The 18,707-nt window shown below is 67.5% G+C and carries 14 protein-coding genes; 7 read left to right on the top strand and 7 right to left on the bottom strand.

From position 1 onward, the window contains the following. Positions 1 to 219: 219 nt before the first annotated feature. Positions 220 to 3,378 (bottom strand): S8 family peptidase, encoded by a 3,159-nt coding sequence (locus AC5RUP_RS16820; RefSeq protein WP_494153620.1) that lies wholly within the window; start codon positions 3,376 to 3,378, stop codon positions 220 to 222. Between the two features lie 319 nt (positions 3,379 to 3,697). Between AC5RUP_RS16820 and AC5RUP_RS16815 the strand changes: the two genes are divergently transcribed. Continuing rightward, complete coding sequence (locus AC5RUP_RS16815; protein ID WP_494153621.1) at positions 3,698 to 4,738, top strand: 3-methyladenine DNA glycosylase; 1,041 nt, start codon at positions 3,698 to 3,700, stop codon at positions 4,736 to 4,738. 293 nt (positions 4,739 to 5,031) lie between these two features. Beyond that, complete coding sequence (locus AC5RUP_RS16810) at positions 5,032 to 5,373, top strand: serine protease inhibitor (RefSeq protein ID WP_494153622.1); 342 nt, start codon at positions 5,032 to 5,034, stop codon at positions 5,371 to 5,373. 131 nt (positions 5,374 to 5,504) lie between these two features. Here AC5RUP_RS16810 and AC5RUP_RS16805 read toward each other — a convergent pair whose 3' ends face one another. Beyond that, the gene (locus AC5RUP_RS16805; RefSeq protein ID WP_494153623.1) at positions 5,505 to 5,675 is read right to left on the bottom strand and encodes a hypothetical protein; all 171 of its coding nucleotides are present in this window, start codon (positions 5,673 to 5,675) and stop codon (positions 5,505 to 5,507) included. A gap of 223 nt (positions 5,676 to 5,898) precedes the next feature. Here AC5RUP_RS16805 and purS point away from each other — a divergent pair, with 223 nt between their 5' ends. From purS to AC5RUP_RS16785, 4 genes are all read left to right on the top strand, one after another. Beyond that, the gene (purS, locus tag AC5RUP_RS16800) at positions 5,899 to 6,171 is read left to right on the top strand and encodes a phosphoribosylformylglycinamidine synthase subunit PurS (protein ID WP_494002056.1); all 273 of its coding nucleotides are present in this window, start codon (positions 5,899 to 5,901) and stop codon (positions 6,169 to 6,171) included. After that, positions 6,171 to 6,953: a phosphoribosylformylglycinamidine synthase subunit PurQ gene (gene purQ, locus AC5RUP_RS16795; protein ID WP_494153624.1), complete on the top strand. Its 783-nt coding sequence runs from the start codon at positions 6,171 to 6,173 to the stop codon at positions 6,951 to 6,953. Before purS ends, purQ begins: the two co-directional genes overlap by 1 nt. After that, complete coding sequence (purL, locus tag AC5RUP_RS16790) at positions 6,954 to 9,368, top strand: phosphoribosylformylglycinamidine synthase subunit PurL (RefSeq protein ID WP_494153625.1); 2,415 nt, start codon at positions 6,954 to 6,956, stop codon at positions 9,366 to 9,368. 132 nt (positions 9,369 to 9,500) lie between these two features. After that, positions 9,501 to 9,902, top strand: a complete 402-nt coding sequence (locus AC5RUP_RS16785; protein WP_494153626.1) for a VOC family protein — start codon at positions 9,501 to 9,503, stop codon at positions 9,900 to 9,902. Positions 9,903 to 10,055: 153 nt separating this feature from the next. On the opposite strand, the gene AC5RUP_RS16780 is transcribed toward AC5RUP_RS16785, so the two are convergent. From AC5RUP_RS16780 to uriH, 4 genes are all read right to left on the bottom strand, one after another. Next, complete coding sequence (locus AC5RUP_RS16780; protein WP_494158779.1) at positions 10,056 to 12,503, bottom strand: penicillin acylase family protein; 2,448 nt, start codon at positions 12,501 to 12,503, stop codon at positions 10,056 to 10,058. Between the two features lie 423 nt (positions 12,504 to 12,926). Further along, positions 12,927 to 13,883 (bottom strand): ribokinase, encoded by a 957-nt coding sequence (locus AC5RUP_RS16775; RefSeq protein WP_494153628.1) that lies wholly within the window; start codon positions 13,881 to 13,883, stop codon positions 12,927 to 12,929. Then, complete coding sequence (gene uriT, locus AC5RUP_RS16770; RefSeq protein ID WP_494153629.1) at positions 13,880 to 15,304, bottom strand: uridine transporter UriT; 1,425 nt, start codon at positions 15,302 to 15,304, stop codon at positions 13,880 to 13,882. Before uriT ends, AC5RUP_RS16775 begins: the two co-directional genes overlap by 4 nt. Continuing rightward, positions 15,301 to 16,365: a uridine-preferring nucleoside hydrolase UriH gene (uriH, locus tag AC5RUP_RS16765; RefSeq protein ID WP_494153630.1), complete on the bottom strand. Its 1,065-nt coding sequence runs from the start codon at positions 16,363 to 16,365 to the stop codon at positions 15,301 to 15,303. Before uriH ends, uriT begins: the two co-directional genes overlap by 4 nt. A 210-nt stretch (positions 16,366 to 16,575) precedes the next feature. On the opposite strand from uriH, the gene AC5RUP_RS16760 reads away from it, so the two are divergent. Beyond that, on the top strand, positions 16,576 to 17,568 hold the full coding sequence (locus tag AC5RUP_RS16760) for a LacI family DNA-binding transcriptional regulator (protein WP_494153632.1): 993 nt from the start codon (positions 16,576 to 16,578) through the stop codon (positions 17,566 to 17,568). A gap of 30 nt (positions 17,569 to 17,598) precedes the next feature. Here the strand turns inward: AC5RUP_RS16760 and AC5RUP_RS16755 are convergent, their stop codons facing one another. Continuing rightward, positions 17,599 to 18,399 (bottom strand): SDR family oxidoreductase, encoded by an 801-nt coding sequence (locus tag AC5RUP_RS16755; protein ID WP_494158778.1) that lies wholly within the window; start codon positions 18,397 to 18,399, stop codon positions 17,599 to 17,601. Between the last annotated feature and the right edge of the window lie 308 nt (positions 18,400 to 18,707).

Genomic DNA, 18,707 nt, shown 5'->3' with positions numbered 1-18,707 from the left:
GCCGGCTGGCTTCACGTCTACAATTTCCACCGCGGGCACACCTCACTCAAAGGTCAGCCACCGGCCAGCCGCGTACCCAACCTCTCAGGTCAATACAACTAGCTCGCGCCAACGCACGGAGCTGCCGGAAGATGCGGCGGGAGGGTGGCCGGTGGACGTATCCACCGGCCACCCTCCCGCTTGTTCAGGTGCTGTCAGCGGCCAGGACCGCCGACGCCGCTAGCGGCCGGAGTGCTGCCCGGGCTGCGGCGAGGCACTGCCGTCGACTATCACGGCGGCACCTTCAGCTGCCGGCGCCTGCGCCGCGGCACCGTTGCCGGAGACGTTTACCGTCACCGCAGTGGCCGCGCCGTCGCCGAACTTGATCAGGCCCACCCAGCTGCCCGCTGCCAGGCCGGACCAGGCGGCGGTTACCGTGCCGTTCTCGCCGTTGGCCAGCTGCAGCGGATCCGGGCTGACCGCCAGGTTGCCGGCGTCACCGCTCAGCGCCACCGTGTCGATGGTTCCCTTGCTGGCCTTGCCGTCCGGGCTGCTGTACAGGTGCGCGATGGCATAGTACGTGCCGGGCGCCGGATTGTTGATGGCCAGGGACTCGCTCGCCGACGCCGTGGCCGCCGAGATCACGGTGCCGGCGGGGGTGTAGACGTACAGATCCCAGTCTGCCCCCGGGTCGGCCGCCGTGATGGAGAACTGCGCCAGCGTGGCACCTGCCGGCACCGCCTGCGGGGCGAATCCGGTGCTGCCGTTGGAACCGATCACGGCGGGCTGGCCGGGAACCTTCTCCACCGCGGTGGCGTTGGCCTTGGCCAGGCCCTCGACGGCGAGGTCGATCGGCGAGTTGGTGCCCGAGGTGACCTCGATCGTGCCGGTGCCGTCGCCGCCGTCGGAAGCGAACGCCACGCTGGCGGGTGCCACCGCGGTGACCGGACGGACGGCGATGGGCGAGGCAACCGCGTGCTGCCCGGCGCCCTTGGCCTCTTCCGTCCAGACCAGCTCACCCATGGTGAACTGATCCAGCGGCGCATCCGCGTTTTCGAAAGTGACCTTGAACGAGCGTTCCTGGCCGGCCTTCTTGAAGGTCAGCTTCGAGGGCGAGACCTTCACGTTCACGCCCGGCAGGTCCACGTCCACCGTGTAGGTGCCGGGCTTCAAGGCGGTGAGCGTGCGCTCCACGGTGACCTTGCCGGCCAGCTTCCCGAGGGCAAACGAGGGAACGTTGATGTCCTTGGACTCGACGGTGTCCCGCTTTTTCAGGCCGAGGTCCAGGCCGGTGCCCTGGATGAAGCCGAGCCAGTCGTTGATATCGGCATCGTAGGCCACGCCGGGATCGCCCATCCGGGCGGTATCCACGTGGCCGGCGCCGGTGGCGAAGCGGTCTTCGTTCACCGAGCCGTCCTCGGTAACCAGGTCGCCGGCGGTGGTCATCATCGCCGACTTCACAGTGGCCGGGGACCACTTGGGGTTCTTGGCCAGCAGCAGCGCGCCGAGGCCTGCCACGTGCGGCGCGGCCATTGAGGTGCCGGACATGAAGCCGCTGGTCTCGCCGCCAACCACCGGGGAAACTCCGGCGAGCACGTTCACACCTGGGGCCGCAACGTCCGGCTTCAGCAGGTTCGAGTCCACCGCCGTGGACGGACCGCGCGAAGAGAACTCGGCGACCTGCGGGACCGGGCTTTGCGGCAGCCCCGTGGTGTCACGGTCGCGCAGCGCCGCGGTCAGCGACGGGTCAGCGGCAACCTTGTCCTTGATGGACGGGTCGTCGATGTGCACGGTGGGGACGGCGTGCAGGTCCAGGTCTAGCGACCCGGGCGTCACGTTGACGAGCACCATGCCGATACCGCCGGCCTGCTCGACGGCCACCGACTTGTCCGCACGGGCGATCACGCCGCGGTCGCAGATGACGATCTTGCCGTCGACCTTGGCCGGATCGAGCTTGCCGGGGTAGCACAAGCGTGCCTCGTCACCGGTGGCGCCGGCCGCACCGGCCTGCGCGGAAAGGATCAGCGCCGTCTGCGGAACCTCGCGGTTCATGATGGACGTGCCGCGGTACTTGGTGCCGTCCGAGAGTTCCACGGTGCCCTGCAGTTCGTTGGAGAACGTGCTGGCCGCCACCGTGGTTACCCAGGGTGCGCTGTGGTTGACGGTGGCGGGAGCCGGGCCCGAGTTGCCGGCGGAGGCGGAGACGAAAACGCCCACTTCGGCCGCGCTCAGGAACGCCACCGACACCGGGTCCAGCACCGAGTTGTTGTTGCCGGAGATGGAGTAGTTGAGCACGTCGACGCCGTCGAGGATGGCCTGCTCGATCGCCGACACGGAGGCCGAGGTGTAGCAGCCGCCGGTGGCGTCGTCGTTGTCCTCCCAGCAGATCTTGTAGACGGCGACCTTGGCGGCCGGTGCCACACCGTTGCCGGTGCCGAAGTCGCGGCCGTCGACGGTCTGTGTCACGCCGCTGTTGCCGGCGGCCGTGGTGGCGGTGTGGGTGCCGTGGCTGGCGATGTCCAGCGGGGAGATGGACTCCTGCGGGTGCCGGTCTTCCGGCGGCACGTAGGCCAGGAAGTCGTCGGCGTAGTAGCGGGCGCTGAGCACCTTGGAGTTGCATTCGGTGCCGTCGAAGCCGGAGCCTTCCTGGCCCGGCTGGCATTCGCCCAGGAACGTGCTGCCGTCTGCCTTGAGCATGGCGATCTTGCCATCCGGCGTCAGGTACGGTTCGCCGACCTTGGCCTTGCCGGTCAGCGGCTTGACCTCTTCGCCGGCCAGGAAGTCGCTGTCCGGGTAGTAGCCGGTGTCGATCACGCCGACCACGGTTCCCTTGCCGGCGTTTTGCTCGCCGCCATACTGTTCGGCCCAGACGCCGTTGCCGCCGGGCAGGTCCAGGAAATCGGTGCTGGAGTAGTCAGGGTGGTGCTGCTCGTCCGGAGCTACCGCCGCCACGCCGGGCTTCTTGGCCAGCTCGGCGGCCTGCAGTCCGGTCAGCTCCGCCGCGAAGCCGTTCACCGCCGTCGTGAAGCTCTTCCCGATCTTCACGCCCTGGGAGGCAGCGACGTCGTTCTGCTGCTCCTGCAGGTGTGCCCGATACTTCTTGGCGTTGGCGCTGTTTCCGTTCAGCTTTTCGCCCGGCGCGGGCTTCGTTGCCGCGATGCCGGACACGCCGCCTTCATAGGTGGCCAGCGGATCGCCGGAGAGCATCACGATGTAGCGGCCGTCCTCGTAGACGGCCTGCTGGCCATCCGGATTCGAGCTGATGGTGCGGGCAAGGTCGGCGGGTGCGGCCGCCGCCGGGCCGGCAAGCCCGGAGAGGATCAGCGGTATCCCCAGTGCGAGTGCCGCGGCAGAGCGCAATCCCTGCAGGTGCACAAAGCTGCTGCTTTGCTGTGTCATGAGAAGGAAATGCCTTTCATCCGGTGGACCGACCGCTTTGGTCGGGCCGCAGACGCAGCCGAATGCCTATCCTGCAGGCCGTACGGCCCGCAGGGTATTGGATTTCCCCGGCGTGCGAGGCCGGCCCCATCCCCAACTGTGACAACAGCCACATTGGTGCGTCTGTGGGATCAAAGTACCGCACCGGAAGGTCTGAAAGAACCGTTTCACCCTTCTTGGGTGCGGCATGGCGGAAAATTCCTGCGCGTACTTCCCTGCCGGGGCCGGCGGTGCTATAAGCCGGGTGCCAATCTGGCGCGGCGGCTGGGACAATGGAACCATGGCGCCGCAGGTTCTCCTCGACCGGCTCCGGGTGCTCGAACCGGAGCAGTGGCTGCCGCGCGCCCGGGCCCACGGCGAGCGCGCCGGGCGCTTCACCGAGCCCTACCTGCAGCGCCGCTCGGCCGGGCTGAAACACCCGGTGGAAGACTTCCTGTTCACCTATTACAGTCTCAAACCGGGGCAGCTGGCGCGCTGGCATCCCGGCGCGGGCGTGGTGTTGACCGGCGCCGACGCCGGCGACCGCCGGGGGTGGAAGTTCTACCGGGCGCCGACCGCCGCCGAGTGCCGCACCGCGGGTGTGGAGCACGACGCCGGTGCGGTCACCTTCGACGCCGAGGCCTTCCTTGCGGCGCGGGGAACCGCGGTGGCGTTCTCGCGGGAAATCCTCGCCGGTGCCGCGTCGCGGCCGGCCCGGTTCGGCTGCTTCGGGCTGCACGAGTGGGCGATGGCCTACAAGTCACGGCTCAACGGCGTCCGGCACGACTACCTGGACCTGCGGCTCGGCGCCGAGGGAACGGACCAGGTGGTGGACAGCAGCCGGATCAACTGCTCGCACTTCGACGCCTTCCGGTTCTACACGCCGCAGGCCGTACCGCTGAACACGCTGCGGCCCACCCGGGAAAACCAGCGGCAGATGGAACAGCCCGGCTGCCTGCACGCCAACATGGACCTGTACAAGTGGGCGTACAAGCTTGCCCCGGCGCTGCCCAGCGAACTGGTGATGGAGTGCTTCGAGCTGTCCTGGCGGATCCGCGAACTGGACATGCGGGCCTCGCCCTACGACCTCTCGGGCTGGGGCTACGAACCGGTCAGGATCGAGACCACCGAGGGCCGCGCCCAGTACGTGGCGGCCCAGCGGGCGTTTGCCGACGAGGCCCAGGCGCTGCGCCTCCGGCTCTTGGAAGCGCTGGACATGCTGGAGGCGCTGGACGTGCCGGAGGCGCTTGATGCTCCCGACCGCGGGACGGAGGGGGACTCGTCGTCGCACCGTGAGGGCGCGCGGCACACCGCTCCGGGAAACATCCGAACGGAGGATTGATCATGGCGGTTGACGCGGAGCGTCCGAGCACACGGCGGGCCCGTTGCCGCCAAGCGTCGGTGCTCCTTTCCTGCCTGCTCTTCCTGCCCTGGCTTGCGGCCTGCGGCCAGGGCGACCAGCCGCAGCCTTCCCCCGGCATCGCCGTTCCAGCTTCCCCGGGCGACGGCGAGACCCCTTCCCCGTCGGAACCCGCTCGCTCGGAACCCCCGACGGTACCCGCTCCCTCGCGACCGGCCCGGACGGAGCCCGCTTCGCCGGAGCCCGCCCCGACGGAAGACCAGAAAGGAGTGGCCATGGATGCGGAACTATCCATCATGCTGACCTCCGCGGACAGCACCGCCCGGTTTGAGCAACTATTGGTGTGCCAGGATTCCCGTCCCGCCGATGGTTCCACGGTCAGCGACCCGGAGGGCGCGTGCGCGGCGCTGGCCAAGCACGGGGACAGGGTCTTTTTCGAGCTGCCCGATCCCAACCGTCTCTGCACCCAGCAATACGGCGGTCCGCAGCAAGCGCACGTCACCGGCACCTTCAACGGCCGCGAGGTGAACAAGCACTTTTCCCTCACGGACGGGTGCAAGATCTCCGAGTGGAATGCCATGGCCGCCCTGCTGGGGGGCCGGGCCGGCGAAGTTTAGCGCCGATCAGGTCAGCGTCGGCGTAGCCGGCCAAGTCAGCGTCGCCGTGGCCGGCCGGGTCGACGTCCCCGTAGCCGACCAGGTCAGCGGCGCCGTTGCCACCGGCTGGGCGAAGTTTAGCGCCGATTAGGTTAGCGTCGGCCGTCGCGCATGACTTCGCTCACGCGGCGGCCAAGATCCTGGCGTGCGGCGCGGGCGGTCCGCCGGTCTTCGCGCTTCTTCCGGATGACCATCCGCCCCAGGCCGCCCAACACTACGGCGGCCAAGATGGGCAGCAGCATCGACTGCGGCTTCTCCGTCATGGAGACCATGCTACGAGCCCCGCTGGCCGACGGCACGGTTTTGCCGGGATCCGCCGTCGTCGTCCCGTAAAATCAGCACCCCGCGATGCCGGTAGAATGGTGCTGCAAGCTCGCGGAGCGCTGGGTCAGCGTGAGACGGCACCAATTGTTGGATTGACACTGCACTGAGTTCCGCGCGCCTCGCTTCGTTTGAAGAGCACAATCCAAGCACAGGAGTGGCCGGATGCCCCGGATCGTTGTTGATGTCATGCCCAAGCCCGAAATCCTTGATCCGCAGGGCAAAGCCATTGCCGGCGCGCTGAACCGCCTGGGCCTGGCCGGCTTCAGTGAAGTCCGTCAGGGCAAGCGCTTCGAGCTGACGGTTGACGGCGAGGTGACCGAGGAACTCCTGGAACAGGCCCGGCATGCCGCCGCCACGCTGCTCTCCAACCCCGTGATCGAAGACGTCACCCGGGTGGAGGTCATCACCGAGGCGACCATCGGGGCCGGCGAATAATGACTGAGACTCCCCTGATCGGCGACTTCTCGCCCGCCCCGGACGCAGGCCTCTCAGGCGCGCGCATCGGCGTCGTCACCTTCCCCGGCACCCTGGATGACCGCGACGCGGCCCGTGCCGTCCGCATTGCCGGCGGCACCGCGGTCAGCCTGTGGCACGGCGACCACGACCTGCAGGGCGTGGACGGCGTGATCATCCCCGGCGGCTTCTCCTACGGCGATTACCTGCGCGCCGGCGCCATCTCCCGGTTTGCCCCGCTGATGGAGCAGATCGCCGACGCCGCCAACGCGCAGCACGATCCGCTGCCGGTGCTGGGCATCTGCAACGGCTTCCAGGTGCTGACCGAGGCACATCTGCTGCCCGGCTCGATGATCAAGAACAACCACCTGCACTTCCTCTGCCGCGACCAGAGGCTGCGCGTGGAGAACAACACCACCGCCTGGACCAGCCAGTACGAAGCCGGCGCGGAGATTGTGGTGCCGCTGAAGAACCAGGACGGCCAGTACGTCGCCGACGAGAAGACGCTGGACGAGCTGGAAGCCGAGAACCGCGTGGTGTTCCGCTATTCGGACGGGAACCCGAACGGGTCGCGCCGCGACATCGCCGGCATCACCAACGCCGCGGGCAACGTGGTGGGCCTGATGCCGCACCCGGAACACGCCGTGGAGGCCGGCTTCGGCCCGGACTCTTCCGCCTTCGGTGACGTCGAGCTGCGCGGCGGCACCGATGGCCTGGGAATTTTCACCTCCGTTTTGACGAAGATTGTGGCAGGTGCCAAGTAAATGACCGAAACCAATCCGACCAGCGCATCAGTGGATACCCGGCTGGAAACCGAGGCCGAGGCACGCAATGAGCACGTGCAGAGCTACGGCGGGGCGGCCGACGCCGTCGAACGCGCCGAGGGGCGTCAGTTCAACATCGACACCGTGGAGCATGCCGCGCAGACCCCGGACACCGAGTTGCCCTGGGCCGAGCTGGGTCTGAAGCGCAACGAGTTCGACGAGGTCGTCAAGGTGCTGGGCCGCCGCCCGACCGCCGCCGAGCTGGCCATGTATTCGGTGATGTGGTCCGAGCACTGCTCCTACAAGTCGTCCAAGGTCCACCTGCGCCAGTTCGGCGACAAGGTCACCGAGGACATGAAGAAGCACATGCTGGTGGGCATCGGCGAGAACGCCGGCGTGACGGACCTGGGTGACGGCTGGGCCGTGACCTTCAAGATCGAGTCGCACAACTCGCCCACCATGGTCGAGCCGTACCAGGGCGCCGCGACCGGCATCGGCGGCATCGTCCGCGACATTATTTCCATGGGCGCACGCCCGGTGGCCGTGATGGACCCGCTTCGCTTCGGCGCCATTGACCACCCGGACACCGCCCGCGTGGTCCACGGTGCGGTCGCCGGCATCGGCGGCTACGGCAACTCGCTGGGCCTGCCGAATGTGGGCGGCGAGGTCGTCTTCGACTCTGTCTACCAGGGCAACCCGCTGGTGAACGCCCTGGCCGTGGGCGTCATGCGCCACGAGGACATCCGGCTGGCCAACGCCTCCGGCAAGGGCAACAAGGTGGTGCTGTTCGGCGCGCGCACCGGCGGCGACGGCATCGGCGGCGCCTCCATCCTGTCCTCGGAGTCCTTCGACGACACCAAGCCCTCCAAGCGCCCCGCGGTCCAGGTCGGCGACCCGTTCGCGGAAAAGGTGCTCATCGAGTGCTGCCTGGAACTATTCAAGGGCTCGCTGGTCGAGGGCATCCAGGACCTGGGGGCCGCCGGCATCTCCTGCGCCACCTCGGAACTGGCATCCAACGGCGACGGCGGCATGGACGTCGAGCTGACCTCGGTGCTGCTGCGCGATCCGACCCTGACGCCGGGCGAAATCCTGATGTCCGAGTCGCAGGAACGCATGATGGCCGTGGTTTCGCCCGAGAACGTCGAGGCGTTCGAGGCCGTCATGGCCAAGTGGGCCGTGGAATACTCCTGGCTGGGCGAGGTCACCGACACCGGGCGGCTGGTGATCAAGTGGGACGGCGAGACCATCGTCGACGTCGATCCCCGCACCGTCGCCCACGACGGCCCGGTCTACAACCGCCCCTACGCCCGCCCGGAATGGCAGGACCAGCTCCAGGCCGACACCTTCCGCGCCTCCGCCGCCGGCGCCAACCCCCCGGCCGGCGCCGAGGACCTCAAGGCGGCCGTGCTGGAGCTGATGGCCTCGCCGAACATGTGCTCGAAGGACTGGGTGACCAACCAGTACGACCGCTACGTGGGCGGCAACACCGCGCTGGCCATGCCCGACGACGCCGGAGTGGTCCGGGTGGACGAGGAGACCGGCCTCGGGGTTGCCCTGGCCACCGACGCCAACGGCCGCTACACCTACCTGGATCCCTACCAGGGAGCGCAACTGGCCCTGGCCGAGGCCTACCGGAACGTCGCAACCGTGGGAGCCATCCCGATGGCGGTGTCCGACTGCCTGAACTTCGGCTCGCCGGAGGACCCGGACGTCATGTGGCAGCTGGCCGAAGCGATCCGCGGCCTCTCCGACGGCTGCATGGAGCTGGGCGTCCCGGTCACCGGCGGCAACGTCTCGCTGTACAACCAGACCGGCAACACCCCGATCCACCCGACGCCGGTCGTAGCGATGCTCGGCAAGCTCGATGACGTCGGCCGCCGCACCCCGTCGGGCTGGCGGGAGGACGGCCAGGCGATCTACCTGATGGGCACCACCCGCGACGAGCTGGACGGCTCCGAATGGGCCAACCTGCGCGGGCACCTGGGCGGCAAGCCCCCGGTCGTGGACCTGGCGGCCGAGAAGCTGCTGGGCGAGCTGCTGATCAACGCCTCCCGGGACGGCATGATCGACGCCGCCCACGACCTCTCCGAAGGCGGCCTGGCCGCCGCCCTGTCCGAGATGGCGCTGCGCTTCGGCGTCGGTGCCCGGATCGGCTTGGGCGAGGTCTGCGAACGCGACGGCGTGGACCTGTTCACGCTGCTGTTCAGCGAGTCCCAGGCACGCGCCGTCGTGTCCGTGGCGCGCAGCGAAGAGGTCCGTTTCAAGGACATGTGCGGCGCGCGGGGCTTCCCGTTCATGCGCATCGGCGTGGTGGACACCGAGAATGGCGCGCTGGACTTCCAGAGCGAGTTCTCCGTGCCGCTGGCCGAACTGAAGGAAGCCCACGAGGGCACCCTGCCGAAGTACTTCGGGTAGGCTCCGCGCTGCCTCAGGGCGAGCGAAAGAGGGATGTTCCCCGCACCGCGGTGCAGGGAACATCCCTCTTCCTCTTATCCTCGAGACCGGCACCCCTAGAAGGCCGGCAATCCGTATCGGTAGGCTGTGCCCATGACGGCACCGCAGATCTACATCAGCTTCCCCGGCACCGCCCGCGAAGCACTGGGCTTCTACGCAGATATCTTTGGCGGAGAGCTTTCCCTGCACACGAATGAGGACTTCGGTAACAGTGCGGGACCGCCGGGGCACATAGCCCACGGCATGCTCAACGGCGTGGTCGCCCTGGCCGGATCGGATGCGGCACCCGGGGAGAAGAGCGTCCGGCTCGAGGGCGTCATGCTCTCGTTACTCGGGACCGCCGAACCCGAGGTGCTTCACGAATGGTTCGACAAGCTCGCCGTAGGCGGCCGGGTGGTCGATCCCCTGGCGCCGAAGCCGTGGGGCGCCTCCGATGGCCAGGTGATCGATCGTCACGGGCTTCACTGGCTCGTCGGCTACGAACCGGCCCCGTAACCGACACCCGGCTCGGGGCACCGCCAGCCGGTCGCTGTGGTTATCCACAGCATCCACACCGCCGCGGATTGAAAGGGTCGTCTGGCAGTGGGTCCATAGGGAAAGCAGCAGGCGGCCACATTCGGTGGCCGCCTGCTGCCGACTACGAACAGGTCACTTCAGTATCTTTTCGCTTTCAAGGTTGGTGTCGAGCTGTTCCGGATAGAGGTTTTCCGTCTTGCATTCGAAGTCCGCGTACATCTGCAGTTGATCAGCGTAGTGCGGTGACTTGGTGCCGTCGGGCGCGATGAATCCGCTCTGGCCGGGCGGGGCGACAGTACACATTTCGGCACGTGAACCGAACAGCGAGACGATGTCGTTTTGAGTGCCCCGGTTCATATAGAACGGCCCAGTCAGGTCCTCGTCCGGGTTCGCCTGGGGGACGCCGATGAAGTTTTTGTAAGAGAATGAGTGGTAGGACGTGGGGGTGGTCCAGTTGTCGCGGTCCTCGCCGTGTTCGGCCTCCATCTTGGCAAGGGCCTGCCGGTAGGTGTCAAGCAAAACCCTCTGCTTGTCCGCGCCGTTGAAGAAGTCGATGTGCTGTTCGACGCCGGCTTCTTCACCCAGCAGTGCGTTATAGACCAGCTTGCTGCCATTCGCCGGGCGGCTCAGGCTGGTGCCCTGCGAGTAGCCGGCGAAAACGGAGGCCGGCAGGTCGTCCTTGAGCACTGTCTCGAACAGGATCGGCAGCCAAGCATCCATGATCGCTGCCTCGGGGCCGTCGAGCTTGCCGTCGCCGTCACTGTCACGGCGCTGGCCGTCCCATCCTGTCAGGAGCCGGACGTCCTGGACCGCGGGGTCCTTGGCGGGCAGCGTCTTGACGGCTTCCTCGAGGAACGGTCGGAAGTAGCGGATGTTCAGGTCCGCGAACGAGGTTTCTTCGTTGATGTTCCAGATCTCGTCGGTCGTGAACTTCTGCTGGTCCTCAAGCCGCTCAATGATCTCGTTGACCCGGTCCACCGGCGACCAGTTTCCTGAGCCTGCGTTGAAGCCGGCACCGGACTGGTTGTTCCAGTTCACGATATAGCCCTGCTTGGGGTTGTAAACCTTGGGGTTTTCGGAGAAGTCCCTGATGCCCTTCCACTCCATGGACCCGTCGCCGACGGCGGGGAGCCGCGGGTCGTGCCCTTCGGCGCGGATCGGCAGCTTGCCCGGGGAGACGTAGCCGATGTTGCCTTTTTTGTCGGCGTAGTACCAGTTGATCGTAATGCCGACCTTCTCTGCCTGGGCCAGGTACTCCTCCCAGTTTTGGGCCTTCATGATCTTGATCCAAGCCATGAAGGACTGGATCTCGGTGCCGGTCCAGCTGCGTTTCTTCGAGTAGGCCGTGTTGTTCGCTTCGTCAAAGCTGGTCACGAAACCGTGGATGGTGGAGTAAACCTGCTGTTCGACCGGTTCCTGCCCGGCGACCTCGATCTTTTCGGTGCGGACCTCCATCGGCACCCAATCGCCGTCGTACTTGTACTCGTGAGGGTTTTCCGGGTTCAGCTGCTCCTGGTAGACGTCGTTGACGTCCAGCGGCCCGGCGGTGGATCCCCAGCTGATGTTCTTGTTGGTGCCGAAGAGGATGGTGGGGTGGGCGAACGGCGTATTGCCCGTCACGTCGTAACCGGCCCCGTGCAGTCCGATGCCGTAGACGTAGGAGGGGTTGAACCAGGAGAACTGGGGGCCATTGAGCAGCACCGAGCCCTTTTCCTTGCTCTTCTTACCGCCGACGATCCAGAGATTGCTGGCCTCGGGCTGGAGGTTCGGCCAGTCGCCGCCGCCGAACTGCTTCATCCGCTCCAAGCCGTCGTCCTTCAGATCCTGGGAGACTTTGTTCAGCTTGGCCATCTGCGAGGGGCTGTCCGAGGCCAGCTGGTTGGGACGCTTTTTATCCTCGCGCGGCACGGTGGTGGGGGCGGTAGGATCTTCGATCCACTGCAGCTGATCGAAGAGGAGCTGGCCCTGCTCCGCGCCGTGTTCGGCGGTGAGCTGCTGGAGAACCTGCAGGCTGGAGAGCTCCCCGGCGCTGTCCGAGAATCGGTTGGCCATGGTGCCGACCCAGATCATCGCCACGTCGTAGCCTGACCAGCGGGAGGGCTCGAAGCCGTAGTCGGTGAACTGCTTCGGCAGCAGGACGCCGGGGTTGTCCATGACCTCGGAGACGCGCTTGTTGAAACCGGCCGCGTAACCGTCGAGAATGTCCCGGTCTTCGGCGGGCAGGGCAGCAATTTGTTCCTTGATGGCTTCCGGGTCGAAGGAGGCTCGGGAGCGCTTGTCGATCTCGACGTAGTCCGCGCCCAGCACTTCGGCAGAGGTGCCCAGAACGGCGCGTTTGGCCATTTCCAGTTGGAACATCCGATCCTCGGCAACGGAATAGCCGTAGCCGTAGAACAGATCCCGGGTCGTGTCCGCGTAGACGTGCGGGACGCCGTACGTGTCCCGCTTGACGGTGATAGCGCCCGATCCGAGGACCTTTTCACTGCTTTGCTGCACGGTCTCCGTGGTGTCGGCCGCCGTAGCGCCGGGGGCGGCAAGGCCTCCCGCCAACCCGGCCGAAAGGACCAATGAGAGTGCCATGAGCGCTGGTTTCGTCTTTTTCACCTGACTCCTCGTCGAATCATTTGCGATGGAACTGCATGCGAATGCCGTCGGCAGCCCCTCTGTGGGAGGGTCTGGTTACCGGCGGCAACTTAGTGTCACAACACCCGCAGCGGGTTGGCAATGGTTGCTGGTCTATTTCCCGTCCGAACGTTCATTTTTTATTGACGTGGGAGTCGGGTGCCGTGGCGCCCGCGGTTTTGCCGGGATAGCTGCAGCCGAAGACCTATAATCGCCGCCATGGTGCCGGACCGTCGGCCTATCTATTCGCTAATCGACAGACCACAAAGAGTTCTGCCCGGAGGATGAGAGCTCCCACCAACGACGACGGCGCCGCGCACCTTCCGGTGCACGGCGCCGTTCGTTTCTACGTCGGTCGCGTTCGGCCTCTAGCGTCAGGCGTCAGGCGCCCCGCAGACGCTCCACGTCTGCCAGTCGCGGATACGCGGCCTGGGTTCCCTTCTTCGTGGCCGCCAGGGCGGCAGCGACCGAAGCGAACGCCGCTGCCTCGGCCAGGGTCTCCCCTGCGGCTAGCCGTGCCGCGAGGGACCCGGTGAAGGCGTCGCCGGCGCCGGTGGTGTCCACGGCGTCAACCTTGGTGGGGGCGATCCGGGTGAAACGGCGCCCCTCCTCGGCATGTGAATCCAGCACGATGGAGCCGTCGGCGCCCAGGGTGACCACGGCGCGGTCCAGCCCCTGCGCCGCAAACTTCAAGCGCACCTGCTCCCAGTCGGCAACTGCGGCATCGGCGCAGGGCATTTCGGCGCCGCCGAGGAACTGCGAAGCCTCGTGCGCGTTGACCAGCAGGACGTCGGTCAGTTCGGCCAGGCTTCGCGGCACGGGCGCGTAAGGCGAGAGGTTGAGCAGCACTGTTGCTCCGGCGTCGTGCCCTGATCTTGCTGCCGTCTCCACGGCGTCCAGGCCGACCTCGAGGCAGAGGCAAACCACGGCGGCGCCATCGAAGACGTCCCTGGCTGCGGCTACGTCCTCCGGAACTACGGTGCCGTTGGCGCCGGGGGAAATGACGATGCTGTTCTCCCCCGCGGCATCAACGGTGATGACCGCGACGCCGGTCTCGACGTCGGCGGCGCGGCGCACGCGGGAACCGTCCACGCCGGCCCCCGCAACGGAGGCCAGCAGCATGTCCCCGTTGGAGTCCTCGCCCACCGCGCCGATCAGGGCGACGTTGCCGCCGAGCCGGCCAGCGGCCACGGCCTGGTTGGCACTCTTGCCGCCCGGGTTCACGGTGAAGCCTTCGCCGCGGAGCGTTTCGCCGGGATTGGGCAGCCGCTCGGTGTAGATGGTCAGGTCCGCGTTCAGTGACCCAACGACGACGATGCGTCCGGCCTGCGGACTCACTTTCCCACCTCGGCATCGACGGGCTTGGGGATCAGCAGCGAGGCGGCGAAGGCCGCGACCGTGATGACCAGGCCGACCACCACAGCCGTGAGGTACGAACCGCGGTCGCCCAGCGCCGAGGTGCCCACGAGCACCGCCGGCAGCACCAGGAAGCTCAGCCCGGCGCCGAGGTTGAAGGCTCCGGCGTTCATGCCCGGGAGGAAGCCGGGGTTGCCCGGGGGCGAGAGCACCACGCCGAGCCCGTTGAGCATGATGTTCGCGGTGCCGGCGTACATGATGCCGAGCAGAGCAGTGGCGGCGACCATCACCGGCAGGCTGTCCATGCCGAACAGCACGATGATCACCAGGGAGATGATGCTGCCGATCATGCCGATGCGCAGCACGTTGTTGTAGCCCAGTACCGGGGCGAGCCGCCCGCTAATCGGGCCGAAGACCCAGCCCAGCAGCGCGTAGGGGGTCAGGATGAGCAGTGCCGTTTCGGTGGGGCCGATGCCGAAGCCGGGAGCGGCGGCCTGTACGTAGGCGGGGACGATCCCGTTGATGACGGCGAAGATGCCGGTCATGGTCAGGATTGTGGTCAGCAGCGGCGCCCACGTGGAGCGCTGGCGCAGATGGACAATCTCGACCATCGGCTCCTTCGCACGCTTTTCGGTGGCCCAGAAGGCGGCGAACGCGGCGACGGCCACACCGATCAACACCAGCGAGAGGATCAGGGTCCCCGTGGAGAACCCGCCGACCAGCTTGGCGGCCTCGTTCAGTGCGGTGAGCAGGGCACCGACCGCGACAACAATAAAGACGACGCCGGTCCAGTCCATCCGCGTCCCGGCCTGCGGTTTGCTCTCGGGCGTCAGGACGGCGACGAGAACCGCGGCGATCACGGCGAGGACCACCATGAACCAGAAGATGCTGCGGAAGCCGTAGTGCTCGGCCATGTAGCCGCCGAGGAAGGCATCGACGCCGGCCACGCCGCCGTTGACCGCGAGGATGACACCCATCAGCGTGCCGTAGGTGCGCGGGTTGGACACGGCGGTGCGCAGCATGATCAGGCACAGCGGCACGGTAGGGCCGCTGACGCCCTGGATGATCCGGCCCACGAAGAGCCACGTAATGTCCGGGGCCAGCGCCGCGATCACGGAGCCAGCCGCCGTCAGCAGCATCATGCCGACGAGGATCTTCTTGCGCCCGACGATATCGCTCAGCCGGGGCAGGAACAGGGAGAACAGAGCGGCGGTGGTAAAGAACCAGGTCTGGGACAGGCCGATCGAGGCCTGGTCCGTCTGCAGTTCCTCCCCCATGGTGACCAGTGCGGGGCTGAGCATGGAGGCATTGAGCTGGAAGGCCACGCAGGCCGTCAGCAGGGCGACCATCAGGGCGGTGGTGCCGCCGCGGGTCGTCTTGGTTTCGTGGAGAACGGCGCTCATTTCGCTGCCGTCCCGAAGGTCTCGGGGGCCGCGGAGGCGGGCGCCGCCGCGGAGGCGGGCGCCGCCGTCGTCGTTGTGGTGGCGGCGGTGCCGATTTCTACCTCGCCGATCCGGACCAGCGCGTCGGTCACCAAATTCCAGAACTTGGTGCGGTCCAGGTCCACGGCGACGGAGGTGTGACAGTCGGCCGGTGCGGGGGCGCGGAAGTCGGCGACGGTCATGCCGAGGGTCAGCTTGCCCTGCAGTTCGATGTCCACCGGGACCTTGCGGGTTGTCATCACCGTGGGGTCGATGACGTAGGCGACGGCGCACGGATCGTGGACCGGCGGGTAGTCGAAGCCCTGTGCGTCCTTGTAGGTTTGGGCGAAAAAGTCCATCAGTTCGCGGACAAAGCGGGCCGGACCGGTGCCGACGGCTTCGATCTGCTCGACGACGTCGGGGGTGGCCAGCGCCTGGTGGGTGAGGTCCAGTCCCACCATGACCAGGGGCCACTTCTCGTTGAAGACGATGTGGGCGGCCTCGGGGTCGATCATGATGTTGAATTCGGCCACGGCCGACCAGTTGCCCACGTGGTAACCGCCGCCCATCAGCACGACTTCCTTGACCCGCTCGACGATGCGCGGTTCCTTGCGGGCGGCCATCGCGATGTTGGTCAGGCCGCCGGTCGGGACCAGGGTTACGGTGCCCGGTTCGTGCGCCATGACCGTGTCGATGATGAGATCAACGGCGTGGCGCGGGTCCAGTTCAATGGCGGACTCCGGCTGCGCGGGGCCGTCCATGCCGGACTCGCCATGGATGTCCGGCGCGGTTTCGATGGTGCGCACCAGCGGCCGGTCGCAGCCGGCGGCGAACGGGATACCGGTGATGCCGGCGATCGTCCCCACGGCCAGGGCGTTCTTGGTGACCTTTGCCAGGGTCTGGTTGCCGACAACGGTGGTCACGGCGAGCAGTTCGATGTCCGGGTTGCCGTGGGCCAGGAGCAGCGCCACGGCGTCGTCGTGCCCCGGATCGCAGTCCAGGATGATCTTCTTCGGTCCGGGCGTCGCGGAAGTGGCGTCCATGTTTTCTCTCCACGTCATCGGGGCCCGCCGCAGCGGGAATTTGGGTCACAGGAAGTGTGACACCCCCTTCCGGCTCACGTCAAACGCTTGACGTAGCGCGCGTCAAGCGCTTGATGCCATGTGGCGCTTGCTTACGCTTATCATGGGCTCATGGATTCCGCCCGCCCTCCCCAGCACCCGCCGCGCGTCGGTCGGCGAGTGACCGCGGCGATGGTGGCGGCACGCGCCGGCGTTTCCCCTGCGACGGTTTCTTTGGTGGCCAACGGCAAGACGCGCGGGCGGGTGTCCGCGGACAACATCTCCCGGGTCAGCCAGGCCATCGCCGAACTCGGATACGTGGTGGACAGCGTGGGCAGTTCGCTGGCCAAGGGGGTCAGCTCCATTGTGGTTCTGGTAGCGCCGGACATTTCCAACCCGTTCTTCGCCAAGGTCGTTGCCGGGGTCCGGGAATCCCTCGGCGCGGACTTCCAGCTGCTGCTCTCCGTCACCGAAGCCGGCGAATTTCCCCGCGCGGATGACATCCGCCGGCTCCTCGCCCTCCGCCCGGCAGGCCTGCTGGTGGATGCCCCCGATGCCGCGTTCCTTGAGGACCTCTCCGCCACGGGCCCCCTGGTGCTGCTCGACGCGCCCGGGCTGGAGGCCTATGCGCCGTCCGTGAACCTCGACGTGGCCCACGGCGCCCGCGAACTCGCGGCGCATCTGGCCGCCTCCGGCCACCAGCGGGTGGCGTACCTGGACAGCGTGACCGGCACAGCCACCTTCGCCATTCGCCGGACGGCCTTCCTGAAGGAGGCAGCGACGCGCGGGATGACCGCGGACCCGAGTCACCTGATCAGCACCACGATCGACGTCGGCGCGTCGGCCGACGCGTTTGCCGCCGCCTGGCCCGAATGGCAGCAAGCCGGTGTCACCGCCGTCGTCTGCGCCACCGATACCCACGCGTACGGCGTGCTGCAGCAAGCGCGCGTTGCCGGCGTGCGGATCCCGGACGACCTCGCCGTCGCCGGCTTCGACGACCTGCCCTACTCCGCCACCAGCAACCCCGGCCTCACCAGCGTCCACCTTCCCGCCGCCCGCCTGGGCCTCACGGCCGGCGAACAGCTGCGCGGCCTGATCGAAGGCCGCGACCTCGAGCAACCCCAGCTCACCTTGGAGGCCTCGCTGATTGTGCGCGGCTCCACGGAGCGGATCGCCGCCAACTAACCAACGACGGCGCGGTGCGGGCCGTTGCGGCTACACCTTGCGCCAGTCGTGGCCGGTGACGGCCGCCCCGGCCTGCGGTCCCATCTGCAGCATGCCGCCGTCCACCACCCACGATGCCCCGGTGACGTAGCCGGCTTCCGCGGAAGCCAGGAAGGCGATCACGGCGGCGACCTCGCGGGCGTCGCCGGGCCGGGCCAGCGGGATGCCGGGCCGGTCGATGCGGTGCGGATCTTCGTCCTCGTTGCCGGTCATGGCGGTGGCGATCTCCCCCGGCGCGACGGAGTTGACCGTAATGCCGTGCCGGCCGAGCTCCAGCGCCATGTTCTTTACCAGCCCGCCGAGGCCGTGCTTGGCGGCGTCGTAGGGGGCGGCCCCGATCATCGGCTGGTGCTCGTGCACGCTGGTCACGGCGATGATCCGGCCGCCGCGGCCGGCCGCAGCCATCCGGCGCGCGGCGCGCTGCATGCACACGAACGCGCCGTCCAGGTCGGTGGCCACCACCTTGCGCCACGTCTGGTAGTCCAGCTCCAGGAACGGCTCCGAGGCGCCCGTGCCGGAGTTGTTGACGAACACGTCCAGCCCGCCGAGCTGCTCCGCGAGCGAATCGACCACGTCGCCGCAGCCGGGCAGGTCCGTGGTGTCCAATTGGGCGACGGCGGCGCTGCGGCCGAGCGCGCGGACCTCCTGCGCCGTCTCCTCGGCCCCGGCTTCGTCCGAGTGCCAGGTGATCCCGACGTCCAGCCCGGCCCGGGCCAAGGCGACGGCGGTGGCCCGGCCGATGCCCGAGTCGGAACCGGTGACGATGGCTGTGCGGGGCGTGAACTGTTCCATGGGCCCTATTGTGGCGAAGAACCGGCCGTTTGCCAGCCCTGCTTCACCTGAACCGGACGCCGGGCGCAACGAAATCGGCGCGCAGACTCAAGCTTCCGGCATTCCGGACGCAAGCAGCCAGAAGCCGATCTCGTTGCGCGAACCGAGGCCATGGGCCGTGACATCGAAAGCCGTGTCACTGGCAACGACAGAACAAGACTCAAGAGTGAGGGCGAAGGCGCTGACGTTTTCTCGGGTTGTGGCGGCGGTTTGAGGGGGGTGATCAGCGTGCTGTGACCTTGCCGGAGAGTTTCGCGATCGGGGCGAGT

It is taken from the genome of Arthrobacter sp. Y3223151, assembly GCF_059091125.1.
Note: the sequence above shows the minus strand (reverse complement) of the source record. Positions and strands in the feature narration are given on the sequence as shown.

Bases quoted from the DNA above. Each gene is read 5' to 3' on its own strand.
- AC5RUP_RS16810 (WP_494153622.1), top strand. From the start codon at position 5,032: ATGGATGCGGAACTATCCATCATGCTGACCTCCGCGGACAGCACCGCC.
- AC5RUP_RS16815 (WP_494153621.1), top strand. From the start codon at position 3,698: ATGGCGCCGCAGGTTCTCCTCGACCGGCTCCGGGTGCTCGAACCGGAG.
- purQ (WP_494153624.1), top strand. From the start codon at position 6,171: ATGACTGAGACTCCCCTGATCGGCGACTTCTCGCCCGCCCCGGACGCA.
- AC5RUP_RS16755 (WP_494158778.1), bottom strand. From the start codon at position 18,399: ATGGAACAGTTCACGCCCCGCACAGCCATCGTCACCGGTTCCGACTCG.
- uriT (WP_494153629.1), bottom strand. From the start codon at position 15,304: ATGAGCGCCGTTCTCCACGAAACCAAGACGACCCGCGGCGGCACCACC.
- purS (WP_494002056.1), top strand. From the start codon at position 5,899: ATGCCCCGGATCGTTGTTGATGTCATGCCCAAGCCCGAAATCCTTGAT.
- uriH (WP_494153630.1), bottom strand. From the start codon at position 16,365: ATGGACGCCACTTCCGCGACGCCCGGACCGAAGAAGATCATCCTGGAC.
- AC5RUP_RS16785 (WP_494153626.1), top strand. From the start codon at position 9,501: ATGACGGCACCGCAGATCTACATCAGCTTCCCCGGCACCGCCCGCGAA.
- AC5RUP_RS16780 (WP_494158779.1), bottom strand. From the start codon at position 12,503: ATGGCACTCTCATTGGTCCTTTCGGCCGGGTTGGCGGGAGGCCTTGCC.
- purL (WP_494153625.1), top strand. From the start codon at position 6,954: ATGACCGAAACCAATCCGACCAGCGCATCAGTGGATACCCGGCTGGAA.
- AC5RUP_RS16805 (WP_494153623.1), bottom strand. From the start codon at position 5,675: ATGACGGAGAAGCCGCAGTCGATGCTGCTGCCCATCTTGGCCGCCGTA.
- AC5RUP_RS16760 (WP_494153632.1), top strand. From the start codon at position 16,576: ATGGTGGCGGCACGCGCCGGCGTTTCCCCTGCGACGGTTTCTTTGGTG.
- AC5RUP_RS16820 (WP_494153620.1), bottom strand. From the start codon at position 3,378: ATGACACAGCAAAGCAGCAGCTTTGTGCACCTGCAGGGATTGCGCTCT.